This is a genomic window from Advenella sp. RU8 (genome assembly GCF_048381675.1).
GTDB lineage: Bacteria > Pseudomonadota > Gammaproteobacteria > Burkholderiales > Burkholderiaceae_B > Advenella.
Map to the genome: position 1 here is coordinate 295,673 of NZ_JBLWIS010000001.1, position 19,962 is coordinate 315,634.

16 protein-coding genes are annotated in these 19,962 nt (G+C 50.9%); 12 read left to right on the top strand and 4 right to left on the bottom strand.

From position 1 onward, the window contains the following. Window positions 1-15 precede the first annotated feature (15 nt). On the top strand, window positions 16-1,509 hold the full coding sequence (locus ACM5Q9_RS01370; protein ID WP_418142941.1) for a helicase HerA-like C-terminal domain-containing protein: 1,494 nt from the start codon (window positions 16-18) through the stop codon (window positions 1,507-1,509). A gap of 165 nt (window positions 1,510-1,674) precedes the next feature. Here ACM5Q9_RS01370 and ACM5Q9_RS01375 read toward each other — a convergent pair whose 3' ends face one another. After that, window positions 1,675-2,187 (bottom strand): MarR family winged helix-turn-helix transcriptional regulator, encoded by a 513-nt coding sequence (locus ACM5Q9_RS01375; protein WP_418142942.1) that lies wholly within the window; start codon window positions 2,185-2,187, stop codon window positions 1,675-1,677. 122 nt (window positions 2,188-2,309) lie between these two features. Between ACM5Q9_RS01375 and ACM5Q9_RS01380 the strand changes: the two genes are divergently transcribed. Both ACM5Q9_RS01380 and ACM5Q9_RS01385 read left to right on the top strand, forming a co-directional pair. Beyond that, complete coding sequence (locus tag ACM5Q9_RS01380) at window positions 2,310-3,326, top strand: quinone oxidoreductase family protein (RefSeq protein WP_418142943.1); 1,017 nt, start codon at window positions 2,310-2,312, stop codon at window positions 3,324-3,326. Between the two features lie 56 nt (window positions 3,327-3,382). After that, window positions 3,383-4,447 carry an aldo/keto reductase gene (locus tag ACM5Q9_RS01385; RefSeq protein WP_418142944.1) on the top strand — a complete coding sequence of 355 codons (1,065 nt, stop codon included), beginning with the start codon at window positions 3,383-3,385 and terminating at the stop codon, window positions 4,445-4,447. Here the strand turns inward: ACM5Q9_RS01385 and ACM5Q9_RS01390 are convergent. Continuing rightward, window positions 4,429-5,439 carry a class 1 fructose-bisphosphatase gene (locus tag ACM5Q9_RS01390; protein WP_418142945.1) on the bottom strand — a complete coding sequence of 337 codons (1,011 nt, stop codon included), beginning with the start codon at window positions 5,437-5,439 and terminating at the stop codon, window positions 4,429-4,431. The two genes, ACM5Q9_RS01385 and ACM5Q9_RS01390, sit on opposite strands and share 19 nt — an antisense overlap. A gap of 20 nt (window positions 5,440-5,459) precedes the next feature. Beyond that, window positions 5,460-8,153, bottom strand: a complete 2,694-nt coding sequence (gene pepN, locus ACM5Q9_RS01395; RefSeq protein WP_418142946.1) for an aminopeptidase N — start codon at window positions 8,151-8,153, stop codon at window positions 5,460-5,462. A 138-nt stretch (window positions 8,154-8,291) separates the two neighbouring features. Between pepN and ACM5Q9_RS01400 the strand changes: the two genes are divergently transcribed. The 9 genes from ACM5Q9_RS01400 (at window position 8,292) to ACM5Q9_RS01440 (ending at window position 18,947) form a co-directional block, all read left to right on the top strand. Continuing rightward, window positions 8,292-8,948 (top strand): DUF4136 domain-containing protein, encoded by a 657-nt coding sequence (locus tag ACM5Q9_RS01400; protein WP_418142947.1) that lies wholly within the window; start codon window positions 8,292-8,294, stop codon window positions 8,946-8,948. After that, window positions 8,935-10,389 (top strand): metalloprotease TldD, encoded by a 1,455-nt coding sequence (gene tldD / locus ACM5Q9_RS01405; protein WP_418142948.1) that lies wholly within the window; start codon window positions 8,935-8,937, stop codon window positions 10,387-10,389. Before ACM5Q9_RS01400 ends, tldD begins: the two co-directional genes overlap by 14 nt. A 287-nt stretch (window positions 10,390-10,676) precedes the next feature. Next, entirely contained in the window at window positions 10,677-11,750 is a 1,074-nt protein-coding gene (gene aroG, locus ACM5Q9_RS01410) for a 3-deoxy-7-phosphoheptulonate synthase AroG (RefSeq protein WP_418142949.1), read from the top strand. Window positions 11,751-11,938: 188 nt separating this feature from the next. After that, window positions 11,939-13,423: an FAD-linked oxidase C-terminal domain-containing protein gene (locus ACM5Q9_RS01415; RefSeq protein WP_418143145.1), complete on the top strand. Its 1,485-nt coding sequence runs from the start codon at window positions 11,939-11,941 to the stop codon at window positions 13,421-13,423. A 5-nt stretch (window positions 13,424-13,428) separates the two neighbouring features. Continuing rightward, window positions 13,429-14,529, top strand: coding sequence for a glycolate oxidase subunit GlcE (gene glcE, locus ACM5Q9_RS01420; protein WP_418142950.1), 1,101 nt, complete (start codon window positions 13,429-13,431; stop codon window positions 14,527-14,529). Between the two features lie 9 nt (window positions 14,530-14,538). Beyond that, the gene (gene glcF / locus ACM5Q9_RS01425; RefSeq protein ID WP_418142951.1) at window positions 14,539-15,768 is read left to right on the top strand and encodes a glycolate oxidase subunit GlcF; all 1,230 of its coding nucleotides are present in this window, start codon (window positions 14,539-14,541) and stop codon (window positions 15,766-15,768) included. A 35-nt stretch (window positions 15,769-15,803) separates the two neighbouring features. Further along, on the top strand, window positions 15,804-16,916 hold the full coding sequence (gene mnmA, locus ACM5Q9_RS01430; protein ID WP_418142952.1) for a tRNA 2-thiouridine(34) synthase MnmA: 1,113 nt from the start codon (window positions 15,804-15,806) through the stop codon (window positions 16,914-16,916). Between the two features lie 27 nt (window positions 16,917-16,943). Then, window positions 16,944-18,323, top strand: a complete 1,380-nt coding sequence (purB, locus tag ACM5Q9_RS01435) for an adenylosuccinate lyase (RefSeq protein ID WP_418142953.1) — start codon at window positions 16,944-16,946, stop codon at window positions 18,321-18,323. Between the two features lie 177 nt (window positions 18,324-18,500). Further along, entirely contained in the window at window positions 18,501-18,947 is a 447-nt protein-coding gene (locus ACM5Q9_RS01440) for a c-type cytochrome (protein ID WP_418142954.1), read from the top strand. A 159-nt stretch (window positions 18,948-19,106) separates the two neighbouring features. On the opposite strand, the gene ACM5Q9_RS01445 is transcribed toward ACM5Q9_RS01440, so the two are convergent. After that, the gene (locus tag ACM5Q9_RS01445) at window positions 19,107-19,835 is read right to left on the bottom strand and encodes a cytochrome b/b6 domain-containing protein (RefSeq protein WP_418142955.1); all 729 of its coding nucleotides are present in this window, start codon (window positions 19,833-19,835) and stop codon (window positions 19,107-19,109) included. Window positions 19,836-19,962: the final 127 nt, after the last annotated feature.

A 19,962-nucleotide genomic window follows, 5' to 3' on the forward strand; every position in this document is an offset into this window, starting at 1 on the left:
GATAAAGGTTTATTTATGGCAGATCCCATCCTGATAGCTAAAAACGCAAAGACGGATGTCTTTCTTTTGCCCAAGCTGGCCAATCGGCATGGCTGCATAACCGGCGCAACCGGAACCGGTAAAACTATTACGCTTCAGGTCTTGGCGCAAGCCTTTTCCCGCATCGGCACACCGGTATTTCTGGCCGATGTAAAGGGCGATTTGACAGGTATTTCGCAAGCGGGCATTGAAAGCCCCAAACTGCTTGAGCGTCTGGAAAAATTTGGTCTGCCAGTACCGCAATGGGGCGGTTGTCCAACCGTTTTATGGGACGTGTTTGGCGAGCAGGGGCACCCGGTTCGGGCCACGGTGTCTGACATGGGGCCTTTGCTGCTGTCCCGCATGTTAAACCTGAATGACACGCAAACCGGTATCCTGAATCTGGTTTTCAAGGTCGCGGATGATGAAGAACATCTTTTGCTGGACCTGAAAGATCTTCGGGCAATGCTGCAAAACGTGAATGACAGGGCGGCTGAGTTAAGGCCTGTCTATGGAAATGTGTCGGCCGCCTCGGTGGGGGCCATCCAGCGTGCCTTGCTCCAGTTGGAAACCCAGGGGGCAGACCGTTTCTTTGGTGAGCCCATGCTGGATATCCATGACCTGATCCGCTGTAATGCACAAGGCCAGGGCATGGTTAATATCCTCGCGGCAGACAAGCTGATGCAATCCCCCAAGCTGTATGCCGTGTTTTTATTGTGGCTGCTGGCTGAAATATATGAGTCCTTGCCAGAGGTGGGGGATCCCGACCAGCCCAAGTTCGTGTTTTTCTTCGATGAGGCACACCTGCTATTTGACGATGCACCCAAGGTTTTGCTGGAAAAAATCGAACAGATTGTGCGTTTGGTGCGTTCAAAAGGGGTAGGGGTTTATTTTGTCACGCAGAATCCGGCTGATATTCCCGATTCGGTGTTGGGTCAGTTGGGCAACCGGGTCCAGCATGCCTTGCGGGCCTTTACGCCACGTGACCAGAAAGCCGTCAAAACGGCGGCAGACACCATGAGGCCGAATCCCGAACTGGATATTGCCCGCGAGATTACCGAGTTGGGCGTGGGGGAAGCGCTGGTATCCTGCCTGGATGCCAAGGGGAGTCCGGGTATTACGCAACGTGCCTGGATATTGCCACCAGCCAGCCGGATGGGGCCAGCCACCGATTTGGAACGTCAATATATTCGTACCCAGTCAGGTTTTGCTGGCAAATACGATCAACTAATTGATCGGGAGTCGGCATTTGAAGTGCTAACCCGTCGTGCCGAGCAGAAAAATGCCGAAGCCGCTGCACGGGCACAACCCGATGACGAGGGTATCTGGGGAGCGGTCAAGGAAATGATGATTGGCTCAACCGGGCCACGTGGCGGGCGCAAGGATGGCTTGGTACAGCAAGTGGCCAAGGGGATGGTTCGGGAGACGGCCAGGAAGATGCTGCGTGGTGTGTTGGGATCGTTAATCGGAAAGAGCAGCGGGAAACGCTAGGCTTATTGGCTGCAGATGATTGTTTGTCTTGATGCCTGGCTTGAGGCACGGGTGGCAGCTGGCATGTTTGAAGGCAGGTTTCACGGCAAGGTGGTTTGGCGGTGAAATCTGCCTTTTCTCAGTGCTGAAACCTGTACTGCTATTTCAGGTTTGCTGCCTGGCCGTTCAGGCGTTCATGCCATTTTCCTGCATTGTTTTCAAAATATCAGGGTTTGCATTCAATAACATGCGGGTTAGCAAAGACTTCAGCAGCTCTGCTTCTTGGCAGGTAAAGCCTTGCAGATGATGGTTTAATGCCTGGGCCACCGAGGGAAGCAGTTTTTCATTCACCTGTTTGCCTTTTTCAGTAAGCGTCAGTTTGATGACCCGGCGATCTGTTTCACTACGCTGGCGGGTCAGAAAACCTTTGGCTTCGAGCCTGTCAAGGGTACGCGTCATGGCCCCGGTATCTATCTCGGCAATGCGTGCCACGCAGGCGGGGGTATCGGCCTTGCTAAGGCCGATAATGGCAATAGGGTGCCACTGTGTGGCGGTTAGTCCCAGGGGTGCCATGTTTTGTTCAATCATGTTATGGAGGGAATAATGCGCCAGGCGAATCAGGTAGCCAATGTTTTCCTGTCCGCGAGGAACATCTTCGGGCTTGATTGTGAAGTCTTCTTCCAGTTTGGCAGGGGTCATTTTTTTGCTGTTTATCCTTTTAAATTATTGCTTAGGCAGATATTGTCAAAGTATACTATTTTTTTTATCAGTTATTGTTGATATATATTGAATAAAAGTTTTTATTAATTATCATCTAAGAAATGCATAATCAATCATTATTGGAGGTAAACGTGGGTATTACATCAAGAGCTATTCAAATCGAGACACATGGTGGTCCGGATGTCATGAAACTGGTTACGCTTGATGTTCCAGAGCCGGCCGATAACGAAGTACAAATCCGGCAAAAGGCGATTGGACTGAATTTTATTGATATCTATTACCGTACGGGTCTTTATGCCAGCCCGCTGCCTCATGGCCTGGGCTTTGAAGCCTCTGGTGTGGTCGAGGCGGTGGGTAAAAAAGTGACGCACTTGAAAGTGGGTGACCGTGTCGCTTATGGCCAGAGCCCATTGGGTGCGTATGCCGATGTGCGTAATGTACCTGGACAGCAGGTCGTGAAGCTACCCGATGGCATTTCGTTTGAAGAAGCGGCTGCCGTCATGCTCAAGGGATTGACGGTCCAGTACCTGTTCAGGCAAACCTATCGCCTGAAAGAAGGCGAAACCATTTTGCTGCACGCGGCAGCTGGTGGTGTGGGGCTGATTGCCTGCCAGTGGGCCAAAGCCTTGGGCGTGAAATTGATTGGTACGGTCTCCAGCCCGGAAAAGGCAGATATCGCCAGGGCGCATGGGGCCTGGGCAACCATTAATTACACCCATGAAAATGTGGTGGAGCGGGTTCTGGAATTAACCAACGGCAAGAAAGTGCCTGTGGTTTATGATGGGGTGGGTAAAGATACCTGGGAAATTTCCCTGGACTGCCTGCAACCCCGTGGCCTGATGGTCAGTTATGGAAATGCCTCAGGCCCCGTAACCGGTGTTAATCTGGGTGTTTTGGCCAGTAAGGGTTCTTTGTACGTGACCCGTCCAACGTTGGGTGCCCATGTCAATACCCTGGAAAAAATGCAGGCTGCTGCCGATGAGTTGTTCGACATGATTACCAGCAAGAAAATCAGGGTGCAAATTGACCAGCGCTACCCATTGGAAGAAGTGGCTGACGCACATATAGCGTTGGCTTCACGAAAAACCACGGGTGCCACGGTATTGACACTGGATTGATTTTTTCACATTATTCAATTTTTAATATTTGATATTTAAAGGAAGGGGCAAGGCAAATGCAGAAGGTTCAGCTGGGAATAAGCGATTTAATGGTGACGGAAGTCTGTCTTGGCACCATGACATTTGGTGAACAGGTGGATGAGAAAACTGCATTTGGCATCCTCGACCGGGCGGTGGAGAAGGAGATCAATTTCCTCGATACCGCCGAGATGTATTCGGTGCCTACCCGCAAGGAAACCTATGGTGCTACGGAAACGATCATTGGCAACTGGTTCGGGCAAAGTCCGGTGCCCCGTTCTGAAATTGTGCTGGCCACCAAGGTGGCGGGCCCTTCAAGGGGTACCCCCTGGATTCGGGAAGGAGCCGGTTTGACCGGGCAGGATATTATTGCCTCTTGCGAGGGCAGCCTGAAACGCCTGCAAACCGATTATATTGATCTTTACCAGATTCACTGGCCCGAGCGTCATGTGCCCGCTTTTGGGCGGCGTTATTTTGATCCAGATAAAAAGCATGAGCCGGTCACCAGTATAGAAGAACAATTGCAGGCTCTGGATAAACTGGTGAAGTCAGGCAAGGTGCGTTACATCGGCCTGTCCAATGAAACGCCTTATGGGGTGTCTGAGTTTATCCGTCTGGCCGAGCAAATGGGCTTGCCCCGTGTGGCCACGATCCAGAATCCGTATTGCCTGTTGAACCGTTCCTATGAAAACGGGCTTGATGAAATGTGTTACCGGCATAAAGTGTCTTTGCTGGCCTATTCACCTTTGGGGTATGGCCTGTTAAGTGGCAAGTATGACCAGACCGGAACAACCGGACCGGATGCACCCGCCGAAGCCCGGATTACCCGATATGAGTCGGTGCAAAAGCAGCGCTGGGGAAGGCCGTTATGCCTGGAAGCCGCCAGGGCCTATAACGGCTATGCCCGCGAGTTGGGGTTGAGCCCGGTGCAGCTGGCCCTGGGGTTTTGTAATAGCAAATGGCAGGTGGACAGTACCATTATTGGGGTAAGGACACTTGAGCAGCTTGATGAAGACATCAGCGCCATGCAAATCCGCCTTGACGCTGATGTGCTGGCGCAACTGGATGAGCTGCGCCAGCAGTATTATGATCCTGCGCAGTAAGAACGCACGCGCTCTACTTCATTTTTAGAGCCCAGTACCACGCCAACCCGCTGATGCAGTTGGGTTGGCTGGATATCCATAATGCGCTGCACGGAATCGGTGGACATGCCACCGGCCTGTTCAACAATAAAACTCATGGGGTTTGCTTCATACATCAAACGCAGTTTGCCCGGTTTGTTAGGCTCACGTGAATCCCATGGGTACATGAATATGCCGCCACGGCTCAAAATGCGATGCACGTCGGCGACCATAGAGGCCACCCAGCGCATGTTGTAGTCTTTACCCAATGGGCCGGTTTTGCCTGCAAGGCAGTCGTCAATGTACTTGCGAACCGGCGGTGCCCAGTGGCGCATGTTTGACATGTTAATGGCAAATTCTTTGGTGTCAGCCGGAATCTGGATGTTTTCATTGGTCAGCATCCAGGTGCCGGTTTCACGATCAAGGGTAAAACCAACCACCCCGTTACCCAAGGTAATGACCAGCATGGTTTGTGGTCCGTATACAGCGTAGCCGGCGGCTACCTGCTGGGTGCCGGGCTGCAGGAAATCCTGTTCGCTGATTTCACGGCCGGACGCTTCGGCGGGCGCTTTGAGGATAGAGAAAATAGTGCCGATGGAAACGTTCACGTCGATGTTGGAAGATCCGTCAAGGGGATCAAACAGCAACAGGTATTCACCCTTGGGATAGCGATTGGGGATTTTATGGATGGTTTCCATTTCTTCCGAAGCCATCGCTGCCAGCTGGCCACCCCATTCGTTGGCTTCAAGCAGGATTTCATTGGACATGACATCCAGTTTCTTTTGGACTTCGCCTTGGACGTTTTCAGATTCCAGGCTACCCAATACACCGCCCAGGCTACCTTTGCCAACGGCGTGCCCAATGCTTTTGCAGGCACGGGCAACCACTTCGATGAGCAGGCGCACCTCTGCTTGTAATGCGTTATTCTGGCGTTGTTGTTCTACCAGATACTGTGTCAGGGTTTTAAATTTCATTCTTGCAAATTCCTCGGTTTTCAGATGTTCAATGCTTTGGATACGATTTCAAATACGTTTTTAGACAGGCCTGGATGCGCTTCAACGCGTTTCAGGGCTTGCAGCATGCCAGATTTCAGGGCAGGCGAATAACGGGACCAGTTGTCCATGACGCGGGCCAGGCGGGCGGCAATTTCAGGATTGATACTGTTCAGGGCAATGACCTGGTCGGCCCAGAATTCATAACCTGAACCGTCTTCCTGGTGCAGGCCTTCGGTGTTGTTTATGCAGAACTGGAAGATCAGGGAGCGGGCACGGTTTGGATTGCGCAGGTTGAAGGCCGGATGAGCCATCAGGCCAAGGATGGTTTGTGCCGTGGCGTTGCGGGCATTGGCCTGGAGGGCAAACCATTTATCCACGACCAGTGGATCATGCTGCCATTGTTCATAAAACTGGGCCAGCGCCTCATCGCGTTCATCGCCCTCGTAGTAGCTGACCAAGGGGGAAAGTGCACCAATGCGGTCGGTCATGTTGCTGGCATTCTGGTATTGCGCAAAAGCGGCCTGGATGGCTTGCGGGTTCTGGATGGACAGCAAATAGGCTAGCGCCAGGTTTTTCAGGCTGCGACGGCCTGCATTGACAGGGTCCGGGCTATAGGCACCGGGCGTTTCATGCTGGCTTAGGGTTTGCAGCCATAAGTCTAGCAGTCCTCTGGCCAGTTCCTGGCGAACAAATTCCCTTGCTTTGGCAATCGCAACAGGTGCAATCGGATTCATGCGCTCGGCAAGGATTTTTTCCGCCGGCAGGGTCAGTAGCCAGGCGCGATAGCCTGCGTCCAGGTTCGGATCACCCAGGTTGGTTTTCCAGACATGTAGCAGGGCGGAGTCGAGCGTTGGCTGTGCGCCTTGGGCAAGGGTGTTGGCAATGCGCAGTAATTCGCGCGAACTTAATTCCTGTACGGCTTCCCAGCGTGAAAACGGGTTACTGTCATGGGCGCACAAGATAGCCAGTTCCTGGTTGGTCCAGGGGTAATCAACGATTACCGGGGCTGAAAAATCACGCAGTAAAGAAGGGATCGGCCGCTCGGGGACCTGGTCGAAGTGCCAGGTCTGGCTTTGTTCTTTCAGTTCAAGCAAAACGGTGGCGTGTTGCTGGCCTTCAAGGTGCAGTGTGATGGGCTGGCCCGACTGGCTGATGAAACCCATGGCAAATGGAATATGGAAGGGTTGTTTGACAAAGCCATCCTGCAGTTTTTCGACCCCAACCGGCGCGCAGTCTTGTGACAGGGTAACGGCACAGCGTTGCTGTGCTTCATCGTAATCGAGCCGTACCGTCACGCGGGGAGTGCCGGCTTGTGAGTACCAGTTCCTGAACAGGGCCAGGTCTTTGCCCGGATTGCGTTGCTGGTAAACGGATTCCATGACATTGATGAAATCATCGCAGGTGACGGCTTGTCCGTCATGGCGGCGAAAGTATTCATCCATGCCGGCACGGAAACCTTCTTCGCCCAGCAAGGTGTGTTGCATGCGAATGACTTCCGCCCCTTTTTCATAAACGGTTGCCGTGTAGAAATTGCCTATTTCCTGATAGCTTTCAGGGCGAATGGGGTGGGCCATGGGGCCTGCGTCTTCGGGGAACTGGGCGGTTCTCAGGCGGGTAACGTCGTCAATGCGCTTGATTGCCCGAGCGCTGGCCGCCGCAGAGGCATCCAGGTTCCTGGCCATCATGTCGGCAGAAAATTCCTGGTCGCGGAAAACCGTGAGCCCTTCTTTCAGGCTAAGCTGGAACCAGTCGCGGCAAGTGATGCGGTTGCCGGTCCAGTTATGAAAATATTCGTGGCCAATGACTGATTCAATGCCTTCATAATTGGCATCGGTGGCGGTATTGGGGTCAGCCAGGACATAGGCGGCATTGAAAATGTTAAGCCCCTTGTTTTCCATGGCACCCATATTGAAATCGCGTACGGCCACAATCATGAAACGGTCTAGGTCCAGCTCCAGGCCAAAACGCTCTTCGTCCCACTTCATGGCGTTTTCCAGTGATTCAAGGGCCCATTCGGTTTGGTGTCCTGATCCTTTATCACTATAAACCTGCAGCAAGACGTCACGGCCACTTTGCGTGGTGGCGCGTTTTTCCCGAATGTCGAAGTCACCGGCAACCAGGGCAAACAGGTAGCTGGGCTTGCGGAACGGGTCTTCCCAGGTTACCTGGTGGCGCCCGTCTGGCAGGTCTGTGCTGGCACACAGGTTGCCATTGGAAAGCAGGTAGGGGTAACGGGCTTTGTCGGCACAAATGCTGACCGTGTAAATGCTCATGACATCCGGGCGGTCAGGGAAAAACGTGATGCGCCGGAAACCTTCCGCCTCACATTGGGTGAAAAAGCTGTTGCCCGATACATACAGGCCCATCAGGGTGCTGTTTTCCGCCGGATTGCACTCGGACACGATACTCAGTTCGAACTGTCCCTGCAAAGCGGGTACAACCAGGGTCTGTTCATTAATTGAATACTGTTGTTCCTCAAGCGTTTGCCCGTTAAGGGAAATGGCAACCAGCTTGATGTCTTCCCCGTTCAGGACCAGGTCGGCGGGCTGGTTTTCTTTACTGCTGACCGAGAGGGTGCTGGTGATGCGGGTGGCGGTTTCGTGAAGATCAAAATGCAATCCAACATTGGTAATGTTGAAAGGGTATTCACGATAGTCGAGACGGTGTATGGTGGTGGGTGTATTTTGCGTCATGGCAATAAAAATTCTCTTGATTAACGCCACTAATTATAGATGTTTTAAATGCTTTAAAATAATAATCATCGCTTGTGTGTCACAATGCATCATATACCCAGTCCAAGGAATTTAACCATCACTCCAGAGCTTCGTATCATGAGTACTGTCTTTTCAAAGCCAAGCTTGCGAACCTTGTCGATCGCCGCTTCCGTGCTGTTGTTGACAGCGTGTTCGACAACGCAAAGGTTTACAACCCAGACAACTTCTTTCCAGCAATGGCCGGCCAATGCCCAAGGGCAGCTTTACCGTTTTGAAGCCGGTGCCGGACAGGATCTTGAAAAAGCCAGCTATGTCACCCTGTTGCGTAATCAAATGTGGAAAACAGGCCTGGTTGAAGCCGTGGGCAAGCAAAAAGCCCGCTTTGAGGTTGCTTTTGGATATGGTGTTCAAAGTCGCGAGCAACTAGTGCGGGAAACCGATCCTTTCTACGATCCTTTTTTCTACCCCAGCTTTAATGTTGGCTGGGGCTGGGGGGCTCGCCATCCCTTTTATAGTGGCGTCGGTTTTGCCATGGCCCCACAGTACCGTTATGTACAGGCCAGTTATAATCGATACCAATTGCACGTTTCCATACGTGACTTGCAGAACAGTGGTGCTGAAGTTTATCAGGCCACGGTTGTCGCAGACTCTAATAAAGCCAACCTAACACAGGTAATGCCCTTCCTGACCGCCTCTGTTTTTGACGGATTTCCCGGAAAAAACGGTCAGGTGCGTAAAATAAATTTTGACATTGAGAAAAATGAACGTAATTGATTCTGATATGCTAAGCCTGTCAACCGCCAAATCACTTCTGCTTGATCCCTGGGACTTGCACGAAGGGCATCTGGCCAGTGCCTTGGGCGAAATTTTCACCCATAAGGTTGACTATGCCGACCTGTATTTCCAATACACGCGCAGCGAAAGCTGGAGCCTTGAGGAGAGTATTGTCAAAACCGGCAGTTTTTCCATTTCACAAGGTGTGGGCGTTCGGGCTGTTTCAGGTGAAAAAACAGCTTTTGCTTATTCCGATGTGTTGTCGCCCGAAGCCTTGCTGTCTTCGGCCAAAACCGTGAAGACCATTGCCCGGCAAGGGGCGGGTAAAACCAAAATTCTGGCGGCTGACAATCGCCCCCATGATTTGTACCAAGGCGTTGATCCGCTTGCCAGCCTGTCAGCGACAGATAAAGTCAATTTACTGGAACGGATTGAAAAAATGGCACGTGCCAAAGATCCGCATGTCATTCAGGTAATGGCCGGTTTGGGGGCTGAATATGATGTCGTGCTGATCGCCGGCAGTGATGGCCGTTTAGTGGCCGACGTGCGTCCTCTGGTGCGCCTGTCCTTAACTGTCTTGGTCGAGCGAAATGGCCGCCGTGAAATGGGTCATGCCGGTGGTGGTGGCCGCCTGGGATTGAATTATTTTTCAGATGATTTGTTGCATACTTATGTAGACAAGGCCGTTCATGAAGCGCTGACCAATCTAGAGGCCCGGCCTGCGCCAGCTGGCGAGATGACGGTTGTGCTGGGTTCCGGCTGGCCAGGCATTTTGCTGCATGAGGCAGTAGGGCATGGACTGGAGGGTGATTTCAATCGCAAGGGCTCCAGTGTGTTTTCTGGTCGTATTGGCGAACGCGTGGCATCAAAAGGGGTAACCGTGATTGATGACGGCACTATCCAGGATCGGCGTGGTTCATTGAATATAGACGATGAAGGCAATCCTACCCAGCGCAATGTGCTGATTGAAGATGGTATTTTGCGCGGTTACATGCAAGATTCACTGAATGCCCGTTTAATGAAAACTCCGGTAACGGGTAACGGCCGTCGCGAGTCATTTGCCCATTTACCGATGCCACGCATGACCAATACCTTCATGCTGGCAGGCAAGGAAGATCCGCAGGAAATTATTTCTTCGGTTAAAAATGGTTTGTATGCCGTTAACTTTGGCGGTGGCCAAGTGGATATTACCAGTGGAAAATTTGTGTTTTCTACTTCCGAGGCCTATTTGATCAAAAACGGCAAAATCACTCATCCCGTCAAAGGAGCCACTTTAATCGGCAATGGTCCCGATGCCATGAACAAGGTGTCGATGATTGGTAATGACCTGTCGCTGGACTCTGGTGTTGGTACTTGCGGCAAGGAAGGCCAAAGCGTGCCGGTAGGTGTGGGTATGCCTACTATTCGCATGGACGGCTTGACGGTGGGTGGTACGGCTTAAGTCTTTGTCTTAATGTGGTGCATTAATAACATCTTGCAATTATTTTTATTGCGATGCAGTAAAACAGGCTATTTTTAAAAAAAGCTGTGCTAGGATAGAAACATGATGAAAAATTTATCAGTGTCTTTCTTTTTCTTTTATTTTAGTTTTTCAAAGCCTTGGGCGGAGAGAAGGACACAGCTTACGCAGTAAAAATAGCAAAATTCCTAAAAAGCCGCCAGAGAACCTGGCGGCTTTTTGTATATAGACAGCCATAAACGCAAGCATTCAAAAACCTGGAGTTAACCGTGTCATACAATACTGATGATTTACGCATTCGAGAAATTAAAGAATTAAGTCCTCCGTCTCACCTGATGCGCGAGTTTCCATGTACCACCGAGATTTCAAATGTGGTTCATGAGGCACGTGATGCCGTCCATAAAATCATTCATGGTGAAGATGACAGGATGGTCGTGGTTATTGGCCCATGTTCAATACATGATCCCAAGGCTGCGCTTGAATATGTAAAACGCCTGAAAGCGGAACGCGAGCGTTTCAAAGGCGAACTTGAAATCATCATGCGGGTGTATTTTGAAAAACCGCGTACGACCGTAGGCTGGAAAGGCCTGATCAATGACCCGGGGCTTGATGGCAGCTTTAATATTAACAAAGGTTTGCGTCTTGCCCGTCAATTGCTGCTGGCCGTCAATGCCGAAGGCGTGCCGGCCGGTTGCGAGTTTTTGGACATGATCACGCCTCAATACATTGCAGACCTGGTGTCCTGGGGCGCTATTGGTGCCCGCACTACCGAAAGCCAGGTACACCGTGAATTGGCTTCCGGGCTTTCCTGTCCGGTTGGCTTCAAGAACGGCACTGATGGCAATATCAAGATCGCCCTTGATGCGATCAAGGCTGCATCCCAGCCCCATCACTTCCTGTCGGTAACCAAAGGCGGTCATTCCGCGATCGTTTCAACCCTTGGCAATGAGGATTGTCACCTGATTTTACGCGGTGGCAAGGCGCCCAACTATGATGCCGAAAGCATTAACGACGCATCAGAGCAATTGGCCAAAGCCGGTTTGTCTGCCAAGATCATGGTTGATGCCAGCCATGCCAACAGCAGCAAAAAACCTGAAAACCAGCCCATGGTCATGGATGATATTGCCCAGCAGATGGAAGCCGGTGACCAGCGCATTTTTGGTGTCATGATTGAAAGCCATTTGGTTGCTGGACGCCAGGATCTGGTGGAAGGGCAGGAGTTGGTGTATGGCCAGAGTATTACGGATGGTTGCATCGACTGGGATACGTCAGTCCAGGTGCTGGAGCGACTGGCAAAGGCGGTAAAAGCACGCCGGGCCATTGCCGAGGAAAGTGATAACTGATTTTTTTCATTCTGAAACAAATACGGGCCTCAAATATAGAGGCCCGTATTTGTTTGTGATGCAAAGCTCTGCCATGCCCTATTAGGGGTATTTCGGTATGTCACTCCCCTATGCGGATAGGTATACTTGCCTGTAATAAGCAAGCGTATGCTGGCAAAAAAAAATCTAGGTTAGGGTAAGGAGGCATGATGGCACAACGGGAGCAGGCTATACCATTGAATGAGTTTTCAAGCTTGATTGCCGAACTGGGAAGCGTGCTGCCATCCCACTGCATTTTAACTCGGCATGAAGAAAAAAAACCGTTTGAATGTGACGGCCTGACCCTGTTCAAGGAAATCCCGGCGCTTGTCGTTTTACCTGAAAACGAAGCTCAAATTATTCATACCCTGAAAACCTGCAAAAAACATGCCGTGCCGGTTGTGCCGCGTGGTGCGGGAACCGGGTTGTCGGGCGGGGCCACACCGCATTCCCATGGCGTTTTGCTTGGCGTATCCAAGCTGAACAAAATTCGTCATATCGACCCCGTTGCCGCCACTGCCGTGGTTGAGCCGGGGGTGCGTAATCTGGCCATTTCCGAAGCCGTGGCGCAATATGGGCTGTATTATGCACCAGACCCTTCCAGCCAGATTGCCTGTTCAATTGGTGGCAATATTGCAGAAAATGCTGGCGGCGTGCATTGCCTTAAATATGGGCTAACCGTACACAATGTCATGCGTGTACGCATGATTACTATGGACGGTGAAATTGTGGAGCTGGGTTCTGCGGCCCCGGATGCGCCCGGATTGAACCTGCTATCGATCGTGATTGGCTCCGAGGGCATGCTGGGTATCGTTACCGAAGCCACGGTAAAACTTATTCCCAAGCCAGAAGCAGCTGCTGTCATCATGGCCAGTTTTGACTCGGTCAAGGCAGCTGGTGATGCCGTAAGGGATATTATTGCTGCGGGTATTATTCCCGCCGGTCTGGAAATGATGGACCAGCGGGCCACCCAAATGGTTGAGCCCTTTGTGAACGCCGGCTATGACCTGAATGCCCAGGCCATTTTATTGTGCGAATCGGATGGCACCCGTCAGGAAGTGGAAGATGAAATCCAGCGCATGAAAGCCGTTTTTGAAAAGGCAGGGGCGGTCCGCCTGCAGGTTTCAGGCAATGAACAAGAGCGCCTGCTGTTTTGGGCGGGCCGTAAAAATGCCTTTCCAGCGGCCGGTCGTGTTTCACCCGACTATTATTGTATGGATGGTACCATTCCCCGCAAGCAGATTGCCAATGTGTTAACTCAAATGGCCGAGATGGAAAACAAGTACCGGTTACGCTGCGCCAATGTATTTCATGCAGGCGATGGCAACCTGCATCCGTTGATCCTGTTTGATGCGAATGACCCGGACGAAGTTCGGCGTGCCGAGGATTTTGGTGCTGAAATTCTTGAACTGTGCATCAAGGTGGGTGGCACGGTTACCGGAGAGCATGGCGTTGGACTGGAGAAAATCAATCAAATGTGTTCCCAGTTTACCCGTGACGAATTGGATGCTTTTATGGCCATAAAACGGGCCTTTGATCCGGATGAGTTATTGAACCCGACCAAACAGATTCCTACCCTGAACCGCTGTGCTGAATATGGAAAAATGCATGTTCATGCGGGGCAGATCAAATTTCCCGATCTAGAGCGATTTTAACGATTATGTCATTTGTCTTGAATGAATTAAGTGAGCAGGTGGTTGCTGCTGCTGCATCGCATAAGCATGTGCGGGTAAAGGGCAGTGGCAGCAAGGATTTCTACGGAAATCCGTATGTCGCTCCGCCCGAAAACGTGATCCTGCTGGATGTGACCGCCTACAAGGGAGTGATTGAATACGAGCCCTCCGAACTGGTCATGACCGCGGCTTGTGGTACGCCTTTGCAAGAAATCGAAAAGCTGCTCGATGAACAGAACCAGATGTTGCCATGGGAGCCCCCGCATTTTGGGCCGCAAGCAACGATTGGCGGGGCAATTGCCACCGGATTGGCAGGACCCAGGCGGATGGCAGTTGGTGCGACCGCCGATTTTGTACTGGGCGCCAAGTTAATGAATGCCGAAGGGCGATTATTGCGTTTTGGCGGGCAGGTCATGAAGAATGTGGCCGGTTATGATGTTTCAAGACTGTTGGTCGGATCATTAGGCATATTCGGGCCATTAGTGGAAATATCTTTCAAGGTTTTGCCTAAACCGTTAGGTGAGAAAACACTGAAGCACGCTTGTACGATTAATCAGGCCATGGATGTTTTTCGTCAGGTGCATGCGCGTTCCTTGTGTATCAGTGCCAGCTCATGGGTGCCTGAGGATGGGAAAAACGGACATCTGTATTTGCGTCTGTCCGGTTCTGATGTGGCGGTTTCGCAGGCCAAGACCCAATTGCCCGGAGAGGAACTTGGCCATGACGAGGCTGTTGCTTTCTGGCTTTCATTACGTGAGCAATCGCATCCGTTTTTCAAGAATGCCATTATTTGGCGGGTTGCCGTACCTCCTTTGGCCGGCAAAATGAATGAGTCCATGCCGCTGATAGAGTGGGGGGGCGGCCAACGCTGGTTGCGACAGGTTCAGGATACAAGGCATGTCAGGCATACGGCCCAGCAATTGGGCGGGCATGCGACCTTGTTTCGTTATCCCGGACCTGAGGCCATTCCTGCTGATGGTGTCTTTCATCCGTTCAGGACAAACCTGGAAGCTATTTCCCGGCGCCTTAAAAATGCGCTTGATCCCCGGGGTATCTTCAATCCGGAACGTTTAATAAAAAACCTGTGAGTCAAGAGCATGCAAACCAATTTAGCACAATGGGCCAAGGACAGTCCTGATGGCAAGGTGATTGATGAAATCCTGCGAAAATGCGTGCATTGCGGATTTTGCCAGGCAAGCTGTCCAAGTTACCAGATCCTGGGCGATGAGCTGGATAGCCCAAGGGGGCGGATTTACCTGATCAAGGAAATGGTAGAAGGGCAAGCGCCAAGCGCCGTTTCCCAAACCCACCTGGATCGATGCCTGACTTGTCATAACTGTGAAACCACCTGCCCGTCTGGCGTTGAATATGGAAAACTGCTGGATATAGGCCGTGAACTTATTGATGAAAAAGTCAAGCGCAGTTTTTCCGATCGCCTGAAACGCAAAATATTGGCCAAAGGACTGAATTCAGCCTTGTTTGGCTTGTCGGTGCGGGCAGGCCGGCGTGTTCGCGCGCTTCTGCCTGATAGCCTGGCTGGCAAATTGCCGTTGGCCCGCGTGCCCGGACAGCTTCCTGCGGCCAGGCATGCCCGGAAGGTCTTGCTGCCATTGGGGTGTGTCCAGCCTGATTTGATGCCCTCGATAGATGCGGCAAGCATTCGGGTGTTGGATGCAGTGGGTATTTCCGCCTACGATTTGCCCTCCCGCGCATGTTGCGGTGCGGTTAACTTTCATCTTGATGAAACCCAGTCTTCCTTGCAGCAAATACGTCATAACATTGATGCCTGGGTGCCTTTGCTGGAAACCGGGAAAATAGAAGCGATTGTCATGAATGCGTCGGGCTGTGGTGCTTTTGTCAAAGCGTATCCTTTTCATTTGCGGCATGATCCGGTCTATCTGGAAAAGGCAAATTATGTCGTTGAGCACGTTAAGGATATTGCTGAAATACTGGCTCCTTTTGGTGCCGAGCTGGGCAAGAAACTGCGCAATAAATTGCCTGGCCCTGTTGCGTTTCATCCGCCCTGTACCTTGCAGCACTGGCAGGGTTTGCGACCCCTTACCGAAAAGCTGCTTAATGAACTGGGCTTTAATCTGAGCGCATTTGGCGAGTCCAACTTGTGTTGCGGTGCCGCCGGTACTTATTCCCTCTTGCAGCCTGAAATTGCCATGCCCTTGCGCGACCGCAAGCTGGCTGCCATTGATGGCGGGGGACATGTGAATGTGATCATTACCTCGAATATGGGTTGCATGTCGCATTTGCAAAGTGGCACCAGCAAACCGGTCAGGCATTGGATTGAAGTTGTTGACGATGTATTAAGTACTTAGGCCCTAAAATCTGATTCATCACGTAAAATAGCGGGATGAATCAGAAATCATCAAAACCACGCGTTGTTATTGGCATGTCCGGAGGGGTCGACTCCTCGGTCAGTGCCTGGCTGCTCAAGCAGCAAGGCTATGATGTTGTTGGTCTTTTCATGAAAAACTGGGAAGACGATGACGACTCCGAATATTGCTCATCCCGCCAAGACTGGCTTGACGCAGCCAGCGTAGCCGATTTGGTCGGCGTTGATATTGAAGCGGTGAACTTTTCAGCGGAATACAAAGACCGGGTATTCTCCGAGTTTCTGCGTGAATACTCGGCAGGGCGCACCCCCAACCCCGATGTGTTGTGCAATGCCGAGATTAAATTCAAGGCATTTTTAGACCACGCCATGAAACTTGGGGCGGAGTATATTGCCACCGGGCATTATGCGCGGGTACGTTCAGTGAGTCATAACGGTCATACGCAATTCCAGCTTCTCAAAGGTCTGGATCCTGCCAAAGACCAAAGTTATTTCCTGCACCGGCTGAACCAGGCGCAATTGTCCAAGGCCATCTTTCCATTGGGAGAGATCGAAAAGTCCGAAGTCCGCCGCATTGCCCACGAGTTGAAGTTGCCCAATGCCGCCAAAAAAGACTCTACCGGTATCTGCTTTATCGGTGAACGGCCTTTCCGTGAGTTCCTGAACCGTTATTTGCCCACCCAGCCCGGCCCCATTCTTACCGATGATGGCCAGGAAATTGGGAAGCACTATGGCCTTGCATTTTATACACTTGGGCAACGCAAAGGCCTGGGTATTGGTGGTGTCAAGGGACGACAGCAGGCTGATGGCACGGCCGATGCCTGGTATGTCGCCCGCAAGGATCTTGCTAATAACATTCTTTATGTCGTTGCCGGTCATGATCACCCCTGGCTGCAGTCAAACGAGCTTCAGGCCGAAGACCTGAGCTGGGTGGCAGGCCATGCGCCTGAACCCGGCATCTATGGTGCCAAGACCCGTTACCGTCAGGCCGATGCAAAGTGCACGCTGGTAAGTGGTGATCCCAAACACATGATGCTCTCATTTGAACAGCCACAGTGGGCAGTCACGCCCGGGCAATCTGCCGTCCTTTATGATGGCGATGTTTGTCTTGGTGGCGGTATTATTTATTAATTTCTTTATTTTTATCTTTTCCTACTCATGAAAATTGCAGATCAACTCAGTACGCTTAATGCCTTGTCTCCGTTAGACGGCCGTTATGCCTCACGTGGCAATGCCTTGCGCGAATACCTGTCTGAAGCCGGTTTTATGGCCCATCGTGTCGAAGTCGAAGTTTCGTGGCTAATTGCCCTGTCTGATGCAGGCTTGCCCGAACTGGCACCTTTTTCAGCACAGGCCAGGCAAAAACTGGGCAGTCTGGTTGAAAACTTTAGCGAAGCCGATGCCGAGCGCATTAAAGAAATTGAACGCACGACTAACCATGACGTCAAGGCGGTTGAGTATTTTTTGAAAGAAAAAGTGGCCGGTGACGAAGAGTTGGCCAAGGCAGCGGAATTTATCCATTTTGCCTGTACTTCTGAAGACATCAACAATACCTCCCATGCGCTGATGTTAAATCGCGTGCGTGCCAATGTTGTATTGCCTCGTCTTAACGATTTGTTAGCTGAACTGGTGCGTTATGCCAACCTGTTTGCTGACCAGCCCCTGCTGTCCAGGACACACGGCCAGCCTGCCAGCCCGTCTACGATGGGTAAAGAATTTGCCAACGTTGCTGCCCGTCTTAAAAATGCGATTGCTGCAGTAGCCGCTGTAGAGCCACTGGCAAAACTGAATGGTGCAACCGGTAACTATAATGCCCATTTGTCTGCCTATCCTGAAATCAATTGGCCAGCGCTTAGCAAAGGTGTATTGAATAAACTGGGCCTGACCCAAAACGAGCACACCATCCAGATTGAACCCCATGACTGGATGTCTGCATTGTTTGATGCGATTGGCCGTGCCAATACAATTATCCTGGACTTGAACCGTGATATTTGGGGATATATTGCGCTAGGCTACTTCAAGCAGCGCCTTAAAGAAGGCGAGGTAGGCTCTTCAACCATGCCGCATAAAGTAAACCCTATCGACTTCGAGAACTCAGAGGGTAATATAGGCTTGGCTAATGCCGTATTGCGTCATTTGTCAGAAAAACTGCCGGTTTCCCGCTGGCAACGTGACCTGACCGACTCTACTGTATTGCGTAACCTGGGGGTTGCATTGGGCTACTGTATGGTTGCATGGGATTCATGCCTGAAAGGCTTGGGCAAACTGGAAATCAATGCAGCCAACATTGATGCCGATATTGATGCTTGCTGGGAAGTGTTGGCCGAACCGGTACAAACCGTTATGCGCCGTTATGGTTTGCCACAGCCTTATGAGCAGTTGAAGGCACTTACCCGTGGTCGCGGTATTACCCAGGACGCATTGCGTGAATTTATTGCCAATCTTGATTTGCCGGAAGAACCCAAGCAGCGTCTGCTAGAGATGACGCCGCGTTCATATATTGGCCTTGCCGCGGAATTGGCCCGCAAGGTTGGCTAAGTAAGGTAACGTGTCGGGATGCATGTTTAAAAGTAAACCAATCGTGATATCTTGCCTTAAAAAAATCAATGCATGAGACAAGTCATGCATTGATTTCATGACGGGAATTTGTCATTGGTTTGAAATGCATTTTAGGATACTATTTGTAATAATTGTTTTATGACTAGGAGTACACGAATGAAAAAGAAAATTACGGTTTTGGCCCTGGCCTGTACCGCCTTGTTATCCACTGTCGCCAATGCGCAGTTTGCCAAACCTGAAGATGCCGTTGAATATCGTCAGGCCGCTAAAACATTGGTTGCTTCCCATTTTGGCAGAATGCTGCCCGTTATAAAAGGTGAAGCTCCTTATGATGCCGAGGCCATCAAGCAAAATGTGGCCGTGTTGAATACACTGGCCGCTTTGCCTTGGGTGGCTTTTGGTCCCGGCTTTGAAGGTGGTGATGCCAAAGCTGAAGTTTGGACAGATGCCAAAGGCTTTGATGAAAAACGTGAGAATTTTAAGGTTGCGATTCAAAACCTTTCTACCGCTGCTGATAGCGGAGACCTGGCCAAGCTGAAAGTGGCTTTTGGCAAAGCAGGCCAAAGCTGTAAATCCTGTCACGATTCTTATCGTAAAGACTAAGCAAGTTTTGGCGGATGCCTGCAGCTTATAGCCGCTGTTTGGCTACCGCCTGATCCAAGGGTTGGGCACTTCTTGGCCCTTGTGGTTCAGCAACAAAAAAACCGGATTTTTGTCCGGTTTTTTTGTTGAATGCGATAAGAGGCTGGTTAGTAGGCGACTTTAGTAGAAAGACGCACTGCTACTTGCGCCTAGCGTACTTATCCAGTATACAAAGCCCGATGTTGCCGCCAGGATAAGCAAGCCCTTAACGCGTATTTGCAAATTGTCGCTGGCGCTTTGCATGTATTGGGCCGCTTGCTGTGGAACTTGGGTTTTACCTGAAACCATGGTTGCCACCAGATTCTGTTTTTTGAAAACCCGATAATAAATGATGGCCAGTATATGCAGCGCAAATAAAATGATCATGACGGGTTCATTGCTACGGTGCAGGGAGCCCATTGTTTTGCTAAAAGCTGAACTCAAATGGACTAAGGGACCTTCGGTGAAAATGTCATCGGTTGTAAAAAGGCCGCTGAATGCCTGAAAGCCAAACACAGCCAACAGGGCAATAACCGAAAGAGCGCCTAGCGGATTGTGGCCCAGCGACTGATAAGCCCCTTTAACATAACGGATGATGGTGGCAGGCCCTTTGATGAACTCGCTGAAACGGGCATAATAAGAGCCTGTAAAACCCCAGATAATACGGAATAAAATCAGGCTGAGGACGCAATAGCCAAACCATAAGTGCCATTCCATCCAGGCAATGCCTGCATCGGCCATCCAGCCTTCGGTGGTGCCTGCCGCTTTAACGGTAAAGAAGGCGGCTATTACACAGAAAGCCAAGGCCCAATGAAAAAAACGGGTGGGTAAATCCCATACATTAATGGTTTGTTGATTACTTTGACGCATATTATTAAATATTTAAGTTTCCAAAAACAAATTGCGGTGTTAGGATGATACCAATAATTATTTGAAGCATTTTCTTTATATATCTTAATGTCTTACATGTTAGTTCAAGAAAATGTTGGCTTTATGA